We start from the raw sequence: 14369 nt of genomic DNA on the forward strand, positions 1-14369 counted from the left end.
TTTCCTTTAGTATAAACGGTTCATTCCTATTCACATAGGTTCAAATATTGATCTGTTTTTGTACAATATTGATGGCCGGATGACAACAAGATCAGATGGATGGATATAGAATCCAATATACGTAATATTCTCCTTCACGGGCTCATAGTCTGTAAAGGGGGAACGAAGCAGCTTCTTGGGAGAGGAGATGCGGTCCGAAGAGCCATCCTGCCAAGGATTGGAGGTCGGACCCCTATGAGTACAGACCAGCTCATTGCCCTGCTCGTTCTTGTCATCATGATTGTACAGCTTGCCGTTGGCAAAAAGAAATCCTGAAGCCCGCACTATTGCATCTGCCTGCCGTCCCTGCGTGCTTGGGGTGGCGGGTATTTTTTTGCTTCACAATCACTTACTAAAGTTGAGAAACATTAAAAAGTATAGTAATATAAAGATACGAATAAAGGAGGCGGATTGAAATGCCCGAAATGGATAACCGTATGGAAATAGGCATCAGCACATTTTTGGAGACTACACCGGACCCGGTGACCGGCGAAGTCATCAGTCATGCCGAAAGACTGCGTGAAGCCGTGGAAGAGATTGTACTTGCTGATCAAGTCGGACTGGATGTATACGGTATCGGGGAGCATCACCGTGCCGATTACGCCGGCAGCGCCCCCGCTGTAGTGCTTGCCGCTGCAGCGGCTATGACGAAGAAGATCCGGCTCACCAGTGCTGTAACTGTATTGTCCTCGGATGATCCGGTACGCGTCTATCAAGCCTTCTCTACCCTGGATGGCCTCTCTAACGGCCGTGCGGAAATTATGGCGGGCCGGGGTTCATTTATCGAATCCTTCCCGCTCTTCGGCTATAGTCTGGATGACTATGACGAGTTGTTCGAAGAGAAGCTGGAACTGCTGCTGAAGATCAGAGCCTCGGAAAAAGTAACCTGGCCCGGCGGCCATCGTCCGGCTATAAACAATCTTCCTGTCTATCCGCGCGCTGTCCAGGACCCACTGCCGGTATGGATCGCCAGCGGCGGTAATCCCGAATCCGCAATCCGGGCAGGCATGCTTGGCCTTCCTATCGCCTTCGCCATCATCGGCGGCATGCCGGAGCGCTTCGCACCGCTGGTCAAGCTGTACAAAGAGGCCGCCGCCAAGGCGGGGCATAACCCGGACAAACTGCAGATCGCCACACATTCGCATGGCTTTGTCGGCGAAACCACCGAGCAGGCAGCCGCCTTGTTCTATCCTTCCACGCAAGCCCAGATGAATGTCATCGGGCGCGAACGGGGCTGGGGACAAGCCTACAACCGTGCGACCTATGACGATGCCCGCAGTCTGCGCGGCGCCCTCTATGTAGGGGATTCCGAATATGTCGCCGAGAAGATTCTGCTGCTGCACAAGAATCTCGGTGTTACCCGCTTCTTCCTGCATGTCAACGTCGGTACCATGCCGCACCGCGAAGTCCTACGTGCCATCGAGCTGCTGGGCACCAAGGTTGCGCCAATCGTCCGCCAGGAGCTTGCCCGGGGAGCCGCTGCGCAGTAGCTCCGACAACTACAATTAAAGGGATGCTGTATCCGCCATGCGTATCATCAATGGCTGTACAGCATCCCTTTTTTTAATACATGGCTATGTTAAATTCTAACAGCAATATTAATGATAATTGTCATTTTCGCCATCTTAGACCGTCCAATCATTCTCTGATTTGATGTTAATCGCTTCTTGTAGAAGCCTTTGGAGGATAGCAGCAAAAACGGCGATAACCAACGAAGCAAATATGATGATGAGTCCCAAAAATCCAACAGGAGGGTCAACTTTCTTCGCTATAAAACGAAAGAGCGGCATACCTAATACATACAAACCACTGATTGTCATCGCACAGCACTTGATGTTCTTTAACGCCTTCACAGATAATTCAGAGAACGCTGTGTTCTCGTCAATGTACCGTAAAAGATTGAAAGACTGATAGAGCGCTAAGTAAAAAGGCACAGCCGCTCCATACATCACGATGAAAATGAGATATTTCATTAGGTAAACATTTGGATACAACTCCGCTGCGAAATTCGCTATACGGGGTACTAAAAATATACACAAAGCAAGCACTGCAATTCCAGCCAGAACAATAATCACCTTTAAGAAAGTGGTTGAACCTCGTTTAACATTCATTTAAAACACCTCCTCCTCTTATGTAATGACAACATGATTTTAGCATATGATTTATCGTTTTAAAACAAATTAATATTGTATTTAATCATATTGTTATTGTTATCGTTGTTTTATCTACCCGTAATTTCCGGACATCTCCTCCGGATTCGCAGGAACCGGAAGTAAAAAGACCATCTCCCAGGGAGACGGTCTCTAACTTTCGAAGCAGCTTATTGGGGCGGATAAAAGCCATGGAGCACATCGCGCATCTCCTGCTTGATATGGATATCCGGACGTTTGGATGTGGCGAGTGTTTCCGCCTCTTGCACCGTGGATGCCAGCCCCAGCTCCAGCAGGACTCCCGTTGCTACAGTTCCTGTACGGTTACGGCCTCCAGCGCAGTGAAAATATACCGTTTTGCCGCTATTCACAGCCGCTGTAACCGCATGGATAGCCGCCTGCACCGAAGCCTCCTGGCCGCTCTCATGCTCCACAATCGGATAATGATGACGGGTTACCTTTGCCGGAAATCCTTCCGCTTCCGTTCCGGTATCCCTCAGATCGAATACATCGCTGATCTCCTGCTCCTGCAGAGCCTCGAACAGTGCATTCTCTCCGCCAATATAGACTTTGCCCGGAATGAGTTCGTGATAATTCGCCATAAGCATTCTCCCTTATTCGCCGGTTTCCGCAAACTGCTTAATGCGAGCGCCCACTTGATCACGTACCCGCTGGAAAACAGCCCACTTCTCTTCATCCGTACCCTGCGCTTTCGCCGGGTCATCGAATCCCCAATGCTCACGTTTTACCTGTGGCGGGGTAACCGGGCACTTATCAGCGGCATCCCCGCATAATGTGATTACGAGGTCAGCGTTATTAAGCAGCTGCGGATCAATAATATCCGACGTCTGCCCCGATATATCAATCCCCACTTCGTTCATCGCCTGAACGGCTTTCGGATTCAGACCGTGAGCCTCAATACCGGCACTGTACACCTTCCATTCATCGCTCAGGTATTTCTTGGCCCAGCCTTCAGCCATCTGGCTCCGGCATGAGTTCCCTGTACACAAAAAGTAAATGGTTTTCTTATCCATGCGTTTCAGTCTCCTTTGAGTTTAAAATAGGGTCAACGTTATATAGAGGCCAAGCAGCGTGATGAACAGCGTGGGGATGGTCAAAATAATGCCTGTTTTGAAATACGCCCCCCAGGATATTTTCACCCCTTTGCTCGAAAGCACATGCAGCCACAGCAGCGTTGCCAGAGAGCCTATCGGTGTAATCTTCGGCCCCAGATCTGAGCCGATCACATTGGCATAGACTAACGCTTCTTTGATCAGTCCCGAGGTATGCGTAGCATCAATGGCCAGAGCATCAATCATCACGGTAGGCATGTTGTTCATGATCGAAGAGATGACGGCAGCAATAAAGCCCATCCCCATCGTTGCAGCGAACAGCCCTTGATCAGCCACAGCCTGAATCACATCGGCAAGAACGTCTGTCAGACCGGCATTGCGCAGACCATACACGACGACATACATCCCAATCGAAAAGAATACGATCGCCCATGGCGCACCTTTCACCACTTCCATGGTAGGTACTACGGGACTTCTTCTTGCCATCAGCAGGAAAAAGATTGCGACTACTCCCACCACGGCAGATACCGGAATGTTCAGGAATTCACTGACGAAAAACCCTACCAGCAGGACCGCAAGCATAACCCAGGATAGCTTGAACATCTTCTTGTCTTTAATCGCATCTGCCGGACGTTTCAGCTGTAAGCTTTCAAAGGACCGCGGAATGCTTTTACGGAAAAAGAGGTATAGCACCAGAATACTTGCCCCCAAAGAAAACAAAGTAGGCATTAACATCCGGCCGGCATATTCCATAAAGGTTACCCCGAAAAAATCCGCCGATACAATATTAACCAGATTACTGACAACAAGCGGCAATGAAGTGGTATCCGCAATGAACCCGCTGGCCATAATAAACGGAAATACCTTCTTCTCATCAAAATTCAGCGCACGGACCATTGCCAATACGATTGGAGTCAGAATAAGCGCCGCACCGTCGTTGGCAAAAAATGCGGACACCACCGCTCCAAGAATGGTGACATAGATGAACATCCGGGTGCCATTGCCGCGTGCCGCTCTCGCCATATGTAAGGCGGCCCATTCGAAGAAACCAATTCTGTCGAGGATTAAGGAATTCAGAATGATCGCAATAAAGGCGAGTGTGGCGTTCCATACGATCAGGGTGACATCATATACATCGTGAAAGCTGACTACACCCACAAGTAAAGCGATGATCGCCCCGCCGCAGGCCGACCATCCAATGGACAGATTCCTGGGCTGCCAAATCACAAATATCAACGTTACTACAAAGATAAGACCTGCTAAGATTCCCAAAATTCATCCTCCTGTGTACATCCGCTTGAATTAATGCAATATTTCGCAGCAAACCGTCACCGGCGTTCTATTCAGCATGGCCAGAATCGCAGGAGTATCCGGCGTAAGCTGAAGCACGGCCTGGATGTGGGGTTTATCTTCTATGTTAAGCGAATAGTGTACCCATTGGCCCTTTTTTTGTTCCTTGACGATACCCTTGCTTCTCAATCTCCGCAGATGCTGACTGATGGCAGGCTGTGAGATGTCAAAAATCTCAACAAATTCACATACGCACCATTCGCGCTCTTTTAATAAAGCCAGCATCAAGAGGCGCGTCCGATCCCCCAAAAGCTTCAAGTCCTCAGCCAGCTCAGTCACATCCGCAATACCGAAAGCTTCCTCCATGATAATCCCTCCATCCCAGACATATAAGCCCGTGCTTATATACTAAACCAGGATCGCAACGTTGACAATCCTCAAATAAACATTGCAACTTGCAATTAAATATTGTATAACTGATTTACGAGGTGAGCTTACTTGGAAAATGCACGTGAATTATTTCAGATCATGACCCGGCGCCTGGGACTGCTGAACAAGAACTGCTGTACCGTTGGCGGCTGCGATCTCTCCCCTGCCCACAGCCATATTCTGTATGAGGTGGACCGCAGACATAACCCCTCCATGCAGCAGATCGCGGAAACGCTGGGCACAGATGTCACAACGTTCAGCCGGCAGGTCCAAGCGTTAATCAAAATGAATCTGCTCCAAAAAACACCGGATCCCAGCGACCGGCGAGTCTACACACTGTCGCTTACGGTGTCCGGCAAGATGGCCGCCACAACCATCGATACCCAAATGAATGCGTATCTGGATGAGGTCTTTTCGTATATGAGTGAATTTGAGCAAGAGACTCTGCTTCGCTCTGTGAAGCTTTTTAATGAAGCTATGGGGAAATCCAGCAAATGCTGTGCGCCCGTTACCGGGTGATTTCTCTTGGCTCATACTTGCATTATGCAAATATTATCACCAAAGGGAGTGTTGAAGAATGAACCAGCTATCCAATGACCAAATCCGCCAAAATGTACGGGGCCGCTATTCGCAAATTGCCGTCAAAACCGTGGCGCCTGCCTCTTCCTGCTGTGGTTCGCCGTCAGATGCCGATTCCATATCTGCAAAGCTTGGATATTCCGGCAGTGAGCTCGCAGCAGCTCCCGAAGGTGCCAATCTGGGCCTTGGCTGCGGCAACCCCCAGGCTATTGCTGGGCTTAAACCGGGAGAGCGTGTGCTTGATCTCGGGAGCGGCGGAGGCTTCGACTGCTTTCTGGCCTCACGCCAGATAGGGGATGCGGGACATGTCATTGGTGTGGATATGACGCCTGAAATGATCAGCCGCGCCCGGAATAATGCGGTGAAAGGGAACTTCGGAAATACCGAGTTCCGCCTGGGTGAAATTGAGCATCTTCCGCTCGCCGACCATTCCGTGAATGTCATTATGTCCAACTGCGTCATCAATCTCTCCCCGGACAAACCGCAGGTATTCCGTGAAGCCTTCCGGGTCCTTGAGCCGGGCGGCCGCCTCGCCATTTCAGATATCGTGACCACGGCTGAGCTTCCTCCTGAGATCAGGAACGACTTAGGCGAGCTTTATTCGGGTTGTATCTCCGGCGCTTCTTCCATATCGGAGTTGGAGGCTATACTGCGGGAGAGCGGGTTCACGGAGATTTCCATCGAGCCCAAGGATGAATCCAAAGCTTTTATTAAGGACTGGATTCCAGGCGAAAGTATTGATCAGTATATCGTTTCAGCAGTAATCCAAGCGAAGAAATAAGGAGACAAGGAGAGATACACATGGAGATAAACTCTACGCTTACCGTTCGCCCCGCTGTGAAAGAGGATACGGAAAGTATCCTCCGCATTTACAATCAGGGCATCGAAGACCGGATGGCCACACTTGAAACCGGACTGAAGGATACGGCCTATATAGAGTCTTGGTTTCAGGATCATCAGGGGCGCTTCAGCGTGCTGGTCGCCGAGCAGGAAGATTCAGTCATCGGCTGGGCCTCCCTCAATCCGTACTCTCACCGCTGTGCTTATAGCGGAGTAGCCGATCTGTCCGTGTACATTGAGCGCAGCGTTCGCGGGCAAGGCATTGGCAACGCCTTGCTTGAGAAGCTGGAAGCCGCCGCGCAAGACAACGCTTTTCATAAAATTGTATTGTTCACCTTCTCCTTCAATGATGCAGGCCAAGGCCTGTACCGGAAAATGGGCTACCGTGAGGTTGGGGTGTTTGAGAAGCAGGGTGTTAGGGATGGAGCATTTATCGATGTTATGGTGATGGAGAAGCTGCTATTCCCCCATCAACTTCGCAGCCTGCCGTAATAATCCTTCACGGTCTGGTATGCCAGCTTCGGACGGCGGTAACGGTCCACAATCCCCTTGCTGTTCTGGGTTCCTGCCCGGGTAATCAACCAATCCGTACCTTCGCTCACACGGCAGTCCGAGAACTGCCAGATCAGCATCCCGGACAAATAGGATTTGGTTGTATAAGCTGAGAGATTCTGCTGCATAATCATTGCCTGGCGTTCCTCAGTTCCTCGGTTTGCAGTAGAATCACGCAATCCGTAATACCCGTCAGCACCGAACTCACTCATAATCATCGGTTTACCAAGGCCTCCGTTCTGATCCGCCCATGATCTTGCTTGATCGCACAGATCGCCGGGGTCCTCGTCTGTATACCAGCCGGGGTACAGATTAAATGACACGATATCGGCCAGGTCGAAGCACAGCTCCCGTTCCCGCTGGTGCGAGGCGAACGTCAATGGACGGCTGCCATCCAAAGCACGGATTTGCTCAAGCTGTCGCTTGTAATGAACCCTGCCTTCTTCCAGATCACTGGCACACTCGTTAAGAATGGCCCAGATAATAACCGACGGATGATTATAATGCTGCTCTACCATTTCCCGGTTGACCTGTTCACACTGGCGGATGAAATTTGGATTGCGCATCTGCTCAATGCTGAGTCCGCGGGCATGATTCTCCTCCCAGACCAGCAGACCGTATTCATCGCACAGATCGAGAAATCGTTCGTCATTAGGATAATGGCTGGTTCTCACCGCATTGGCATTCATGTCCCGGATCAGCTCCAGATCCCGGACCATCAAGGACACAGGCAGCGCTGCCCCGGCCATGGGATGATCCTCATGCCGGTTGAATCCGCGGAGAATCACGGGTTCCCCGTTCAGCAGGATGGCCCCGCCCTGCGCTTCGACTGTCCGAAACCCTACGCGTTCAATAAGATCATCAGCGGCCGCTTCCCCTGCAGTATGCAGCCGCAGAGCAAGCGGGTAGAGATTAGGATTTTCGGATGACCAAGCTTTTACATTCTTGAATACATACTCTTTGCTGATGCTTGTGGTTTCACCCGGATCAATCCACACACTGCCAAAGAAGAGTTCATCGTGATCTAAAGTTCCGTCAACATCTACTTTCCTTCCATCTGATGACGGGTTACATACCTTGACCGTAATTTCCGCATTCCATTCTTCATCTACAAGATAAGGACGGAACCGCACCTGTTCAATGAATGCCCCCTGAAACTGCTCCATAATAACAGGGCGGATTAATCCGCCGTAAGTGTAGTAATCATTGGGAACATGTAGAGAAGAAGCTTCACTGAAAGAGTTATCCACCAGGACCGCAAGTTCATGAACGCCCGGCGCAATATCTGGAACCAGCACAGCAAAAGCCGTATACGCGTTGTAGTGCTCAGCGAGGAGGCTACCGTTCAGATACACCCTGGCTGTATGGCTGACCCCCTTGAAGATGAGGCGGAGCGCCCCGTTGGTATGTACTGTGATCAGATTGCGATATACCCCTTTACCGCGATAAGAGGAGAAGTCAGGATGCTGCTCCCAGCAGCCGGGTACCGGCAGGCGGTGCGTATAGACTGCTGTGCGTATATCCTCTGCCGATGCGTCCAGCGGGGCAAAATCCCACATGCCTTCAAGTTCCTCGCCTAAGCGCACATGATGTGTTCTGAATAACCTCTCCATAATAGCCTCCTGTTCTGCTGAACCTGTACACGTTAAAATGTTTAGAAGTGGCTGGATATTTTTAAAGGTAAACCCAATCGCCCTGCACGGTCAAGCTTGGCTGCTCCATAGAATTGGACGTATATTCCGTCAAAAGGCTTATACCCTGTCATAACACAACACCCCTTGACTTCCATTGGATAAACCTGAGGTTTACTCCAAGGGCTGTGCGAAGGGGTGTTTACAGTCTATAAATAAGCTTTAGTGATTGATTAGTTCTGCTTGGACTAGCATCCGGTACAGGAGGACAGTAGTCTCAGCACGGGTTAATGACTGCTGCGGCCGCAATTCATTTCCGTACCCTTGTATCAAGCCGGATTGAATGGCTGACTGTATAGCGCCACTTGCCCAGCCGGCAATTCGGCCACTGTCGGTATAGACATCTAGATCGGCTTGGGCTCTACTATTCCTTGTCACCAGTGCTGCATCCGCCAGCCGCAATGCCCGGATAATCGTTACAATCGCTTCTTGCCGGGATACCGCCTGATCCGGTCTGAATGTACCGTCTCCGAAGCCATCCATCATTCCATATGCTTGTGATGCTGATACCGAGCCACTGTACCAATCGTCACTGCTTACGTCGAGGTAACCCGCCGGATTCCCTCTTTCCGGCAGCCCAAGTGCCCTTGCCAGCATTGCAGCGAGTTCAGCACGGGTAACCATAGCTTCAGGTGCAAATTCTGACCCATCCGTCCCCCGGACGATCAATCTGCTATTCATACTGGCAATTTCATTTTCAGCCCAATGTCCCTGAATATCTGTTAATTTGGACGTTCTATATATTACTGCATAAGTGCTGTTCGTAAGGCTTCGAATCACAGCAGACCGGTGACCATCCACTGTGATGAATGTTGTCGGCACCGGACGCACACCCGCATTCTGATCCCATACCACAGCCGTTGAAGCAGCACCGGCATCCAAAGGCAGGTAAATAACTCTTTCTACAAAATGATTGAAGCTGGATACTTCTTCAGTCTTGCCATTACGCTTGATCTGGACGGTAAAGTGGACCGGATCAGTCACAAGTTGATACCCACCGGCATTTGCCGCCTTCTGCAATCCTTCTTCCGCTGGGCCGTGCCCCATCAAGAGCCTCACCTCCATATCCTTCGTCCAGTCAGACTCCCGATTTACGATTTCATTTAGTGGCAGGCGATATTGGCCGTACTGGGTTGCAAACGTGATTGTGGCTACTTTCCCGGCTAGAATCGGGACTGTATCCCCAGAAAGTCTTAGTGTGAGATTGTCTGCCCCTTCCTCGATTGAAATCGAGAGATTAGCTTCAGCGGCGTTAGGCAGCGAATCGATTACCTGGCGCAGGTGATCCAAATTCAGCAGAGCATCGATGGATTTTGCTCCATTCGTATCGGTTTGAACGGTGACAATCCCTGTTACTTTCTGATCATTAACCCGGACCACAGGCATTTTGTCCGGTGATGGCGGATTCGAAGAGCTTGGGGGATTCGAAGGAGCCGCCGGGACAGGGATCGGGACTGGTGTTGGTGTTGGTGTTGGTGTTGGTGTTGATGTTGGTGCTGGTGTTGATGTTGGTGCTGGTGTTGAATCCGGCTTGGAGTCGGCTAAGCGTGTCACGTTGAGCGTGTAGGTTTTCATTGAATCATCCTGTGCTTTGACACGGACCTCGAACTTATTTGGACCGGTTGCCAGAACATACTCCCTAGTTAGCGAATGACTGTCTACCTGGAGTTCGTTCACATAGACGGCAGAATAGACATCAGCAGGAGTCAGAAGCATTTTCAACCCATACACCGGATGGCTTACTTCCAGACTGCTGCTTGACTTCCCGGGGTCAAAATCAAACTTTACTGTCCCGCCGAGTCCTATCAGCTGCCAAACTTTCAAGTCCGCATTGCTGCTCAAAGGAACGATATTCCGGATTTCAATCAAGCTTACATTCACATTACCTGCCTTATCTGCCACATAGACTGAATAAATTCCATTCACCTGCACGGTGAAGTGGTCTGTAAGTTCTGTACCCTGTGTATCAAAATAGGAGATCGAACGGCTTCCTGCCGCCCATTTTATAGAGGAGACCTGGTTGAATTCACCATACACAGACGCCGTTACCGCAACATTTACACTGCCGAAGGTTGGTTCGACCTGATCCATGCTCAGTTCAATAACAGGAGGCTGGTCGTACGTAAAAGTAATATTCACCGTTTGATCCAGCGCTGTACCACTTGCTTCGTCTATTGCAGAATAAGTCACTTTCTCCGCCACCACATTGTTGACCGCAAATGTGGTAAGGCCCTCCGCATTGGTCAGTCCATATACTTCTTTGGTGACAGAGTTCCCATAAACTTCTGTAATGACAGAGCTTCCAGCTTGAGCTTGAAGACGTACCTGTTTTCCTTCAAGCGGATGGTCATAGCCGTCTTGAAGCTTCACAGAGATCAAGGCTTGGCTCTGTCCATCCGCCCGAACGACCAGGCTACTTGCGGTAATTGTGGAGTGAGATGCACTTACTTCACCTGGTACAAGCTGAACCGTTACCGTTGAGGCCAGCGACCTCCCATCGGCAGAGGCACTTATCTTCGCGGTCCCTACCGTTGTTGAGGCCGTCAATGTCGCCGTATAGGTACCATTGTGGTTATCGGTTACAGTGCTCATCGTACCTGAGGTCGATGTAATCAATACCACTGCCCCTCCGGTGGTCAAGGCATTTCCCTGTGCATCCTTCAGCTTCACCGTTACCACGGTCTGACTCGTCCCGTCGGCGATCAGCGAAAAGTCACCCGCCGCGATGATGCCAGTCTCTGTTGAAAGTGCTCCAGCTATAAACTGAACCGTTGCTGTTCCCGGCAATGCACTGCCGCCGACACTGGCACTTACGGTCGCAGTCCCAACCGTTACCGGTGCCGTCAGCATCGCCGTATAGGTTCCGTTATGGTTATCCGTGACGGTGCTCACCGATCCCGAGGTCGACGTAATGGTCACCGTCGACCCTCCGGCCGTCAGCGGATTGCCATGCGCATCCTTCAGCTTCACCGTCACGATTGTCTGACTCGTGCCGTCCGCCGTTAGGGAGCTATCGCCCACAGCTATAGTACTGTTCGCACTAGATGGTGCTCCGGCTACAAATTCGACTGTTGCTGTTCCAGTTAGCGCACTGCCGCCAACACTGGCACTTACGGTCGCAGTCCCAACCGTTACCGGTGCCGTCAGCATCGCCGTATAGGTTCCGTTATGGTTATCCGTGACGGTGCTCACCGATCCCGAGGTCGACGTAATTACCACTGTCGACCCTCCGGCCGTCAGCGCATTGCCATGCGCATCCTTCAGCTTCACCGTCACTGCCGTCTGGCTCGTGCCGTCCGCCGTCAGCGAGCTATTGCCCAAGGCTATGGTACTGTTCGCACTAGATGGTGCTCCGGCTACAAATTCGACTGTTGCTGTTCCAATTAGCGCATTGCCGCCAACACTGGCACTTACGGTCGCAGTCCCCACCGTTACCGGTGCCGTCAGTATCGCCGTATAAGTCCCGTTATGGTTGTCGGTGACGGTGCTCACCGATCCCGAGGTCGACATAATTACCACCGTCGACCCTCCGGCCGTCAGCGCATTGCCCTGCGCATCCTTCAACTTCACCGTCACTGCCGTCTGGCTCGTGCCATCCGCCGTTAGGGAACTATCGCCCACGGCTATGGTGCTGTTCGCACTAGATGGTGCTCCGGCTACAAATTCGACTGTTGCTGTTCCAGTTAGCGCACTGCCGCCAACACTGGCACTTACGGTCGCAATCCCCACCGTTACCGGTGCCGTCAGCATCGCCGTATAGGTTCCGTTATGGTTATCCGTGACGGTGCTCACCGATCCCGAGGTCGACGTAATTACCACCGTCGACCCTCCGGCCGTCAGCGGATTGTCATGCGCATCCTTCAGCTTCACCGTCACTGCCGTCTGGCTCGTGCCGTCCGCCGTTAGGGAGCTATTGCCCACGGCTATGGTGCTGTTCGCACTAGACGGTGCTCCGGGCACGAACTGTACCGTTGCCGTTCCCGGCAACGAACTACCGCCAACACTGGCACTTACGGTTGCAGTCCCAACCGTTACCGGTGCCGTCAGCATCGCCGTATAGGTTCCGTTATGGTTGTCCGTGACGGTGCTCACCGATCCCGAGGTCGACGTAATTACCACCGTCGCCCCTCCGGCCGTCAGCGCATTGCCTTGCGCATCCTTCAGCTTCACCGTCACTGCCGTCTGACTCGTGCCGTCCGCCGTCAGCGAGCTATTGCCCACGGCTATGGTGCTGTTCGCACTGGACGGTGCTCCGGTCACGAACTGTACCGTTGCCGTACTGCCCAGCGCAGTTCCACTGACAGTAGCACTGACCGTTGCAGTCCCCACCGTTACCGGTGCCGTCAGCATCGCCGTATAAGTCCCGTTATGGTTGTCCGTGACGATGCTCACTGATCCTGAGGTCGACGTAATTACCACCGTCGACCCTCCGGCCGTCAGCGCATTGCCCTGCGCATCCTTTAGCTTCACCGTCACGATTGTCTGACTCGTGCCGTCCGCCATCAGCGAGCTATTGCCCACGGCTATGGTGCTGTTCGCACTAGATGGTGCTCCGGGCACGAACTGCACCGTTGCCGTTCCACCCAGCGCAGTTCCGCCAACAGTGGCACTTACGGTCGCGGTCCCCACCGTTACCGGTGCCGTCAGCATCGCCGTATAGGTTCCGTTATGGTTGTCCGTGACGGTGCTCACCGATCCTGAGGTCGACGTAATGGCCACCGTCGCCCCTCCAGCCGTCAGTCCATTGCCCTGCATATCCTTTAGCTTCACCGTCACTGCCGTCTGACTCGTGCCGTCCGCCATCAGCGAGCTATTGCCCACGGCTATGGTGCTGTTCGCACTAGATGGTGCTCCGGGCACGAACTGCACCGTTGCCGTTCCACCCAGCGCAGTTCCGCCAACAGTGGCACTTACGGTCGCGGTCCCCACCGTTACCGGTGCCGTCAGCATCGCCGTATAGGTTCCGTTATGGTTGTCCGTGACGGTGCTCACCGATCCCGAGGTCGACGTAATGGCCACGATCTCCCCTCCCGTCGTCAACGCATTACCCTGTGCATCCTTCAGCTTCACCGTCACTGCCGTCTGACTCATGCCATCCGCTACAATACTTGATTCAGCAGTGGAGATCTCACTTAATGCGGGGGATGTCGAATAATCCGCAACCATGTACGTTCTAAAAGAGAAGTCATAATTGTTAGCCGAAGAGTATCCTCTTGAATACGGGTTGCCGGTGCTGCCATACCATCCGAAGCCAGCCGAGCCTCCGAATTCCGTGGAAGCAACCATTCGATACATCGTACCCTTCTGCAGATAAGGCGATGCTCCTGAGAAATTAACCGACACCCAGCCTGCGCTGAAGGAAGTCAGCTGCGCTTCAGCGAGCAATGTCGAAAGATCGCCATCCTTATAAATTTTCACCTTCAGGGCTCCTGGAGCAGCGGTATCGAAAATATTCAGTTCAATCCTGCTGAGACTCCCGGTAATCTCCGGAGTAAAGGTCTGAAATCTTGGATAATCATAACTGGCCCATACATTTCCAGTATTATTTTCCTGCTTTTGATCGAGCACCTCCGGATCTGCAGCAGACACTTCCCCATGAGACAACGATCCTATAGCAAGCATGAATATCAGAGTCATGGCGATCCAGCGTTTGTATCGTCTGATTCCTTTCATAAAAATATCCTCTCTTTCTTGTATTTCCGATGAATCGAAAAACACTTATGTAT

12 protein-coding genes are annotated in these 14369 nt (G+C 51.8%); 4 read left to right on the plus strand and 8 right to left on the minus strand.

Features of this window, described 5'->3' with window-relative positions:
- Positions 1 to 30 precede the first annotated feature (30 nt).
- A complete protein-coding gene (locus A3849_RS08715; RefSeq protein ID WP_074111058.1) occupies positions 31 to 324 on the minus strand; it encodes a hypothetical protein in 294 nt (97 codons plus the stop codon).
- A 131-nt stretch (positions 325 to 455) separates the two neighbouring features.
- Here A3849_RS08715 and A3849_RS08720 point away from each other — a divergent pair, with 131 nt between their 5' ends.
- Positions 456 to 1529 carry an LLM class flavin-dependent oxidoreductase gene (locus tag A3849_RS08720; protein ID WP_074111059.1) on the plus strand — a complete coding sequence of 358 codons (1074 nt, stop codon included), beginning with the start codon at positions 456 to 458 and terminating at the stop codon, positions 1527 to 1529.
- A gap of 135 nt (positions 1530 to 1664) precedes the next feature.
- Here the strand turns inward: A3849_RS08720 and A3849_RS08725 are convergent, their stop codons facing one another.
- The 5 genes from A3849_RS08725 to A3849_RS08745 form a co-directional block, all read right to left on the minus strand.
- Entirely contained in the window at positions 1665 to 2150 is a 486-nt protein-coding gene (locus A3849_RS08725) for a DUF2975 domain-containing protein (protein WP_074111060.1), read from the minus strand.
- 209 nt (positions 2151 to 2359) lie between these two features.
- A complete protein-coding gene (locus A3849_RS08730) occupies positions 2360 to 2791 on the minus strand; it encodes a protein-tyrosine phosphatase family protein (protein WP_074085050.1) in 432 nt (143 codons plus the stop codon).
- A 12-nt stretch (positions 2792 to 2803) separates the two neighbouring features.
- Positions 2804 to 3223 (minus strand): arsenate reductase (thioredoxin), encoded by a 420-nt coding sequence (gene arsC, locus A3849_RS08735; RefSeq protein ID WP_074111061.1) that lies wholly within the window; start codon positions 3221 to 3223, stop codon positions 2804 to 2806.
- A gap of 21 nt (positions 3224 to 3244) precedes the next feature.
- Positions 3245 to 4534 carry an arsenic transporter gene (locus A3849_RS08740; RefSeq protein ID WP_074085052.1) on the minus strand — a complete coding sequence of 430 codons (1290 nt, stop codon included), beginning with the start codon at positions 4532 to 4534 and terminating at the stop codon, positions 3245 to 3247.
- Between the two features lie 30 nt (positions 4535 to 4564).
- Positions 4565 to 4918, minus strand: a complete 354-nt coding sequence (locus A3849_RS08745; protein WP_074102788.1) for an ArsR/SmtB family transcription factor — start codon at positions 4916 to 4918, stop codon at positions 4565 to 4567.
- Between the two features lie 132 nt (positions 4919 to 5050).
- Here A3849_RS08745 and A3849_RS08750 point away from each other — a divergent pair, with 132 nt between their 5' ends.
- Genes A3849_RS08750 through A3849_RS08760 form a run of 3 tightly spaced genes read left to right on the plus strand, consistent with a single transcriptional unit; the run spans position 5051 to position 6892 of the window.
- Positions 5051 to 5500 carry a MarR family winged helix-turn-helix transcriptional regulator gene (locus A3849_RS08750; RefSeq protein ID WP_074102789.1) on the plus strand — a complete coding sequence of 150 codons (450 nt, stop codon included), beginning with the start codon at positions 5051 to 5053 and terminating at the stop codon, positions 5498 to 5500.
- 58 nt (positions 5501 to 5558) lie between these two features.
- Complete coding sequence (locus tag A3849_RS08755) at positions 5559 to 6341, plus strand: arsenite methyltransferase (protein ID WP_074111062.1); 783 nt, start codon at positions 5559 to 5561, stop codon at positions 6339 to 6341.
- A gap of 20 nt (positions 6342 to 6361) precedes the next feature.
- A complete protein-coding gene (locus tag A3849_RS08760) occupies positions 6362 to 6892 on the plus strand; it encodes an arsinothricin resistance N-acetyltransferase ArsN1 family A (protein ID WP_074111063.1) in 531 nt (176 codons plus the stop codon).
- On the opposite strand, the gene A3849_RS08765 is transcribed toward A3849_RS08760, so the two are convergent.
- Complete coding sequence (locus tag A3849_RS08765) at positions 6871 to 8565, minus strand: glycoside hydrolase family 2 protein (protein WP_074111064.1); 1695 nt, start codon at positions 8563 to 8565, stop codon at positions 6871 to 6873. The two genes, A3849_RS08760 and A3849_RS08765, sit on opposite strands and share 22 nt — an antisense overlap.
- A gap of 240 nt (positions 8566 to 8805) precedes the next feature.
- The gene (locus A3849_RS32030) at positions 8806 to 14316 is read right to left on the minus strand and encodes an invasin domain 3-containing protein (protein WP_083613412.1); all 5511 of its coding nucleotides are present in this window, start codon (positions 14314 to 14316) and stop codon (positions 8806 to 8808) included.
- Positions 14317 to 14369: the final 53 nt, after the last annotated feature.

It is taken from the genome of Paenibacillus sp. P46E (genome assembly GCF_001909095.1).
In the GTDB taxonomy this organism is placed as follows: domain Bacteria; phylum Bacillota; class Bacilli; order Paenibacillales; family Paenibacillaceae; genus Paenibacillus_AQ; species Paenibacillus_AQ helianthi.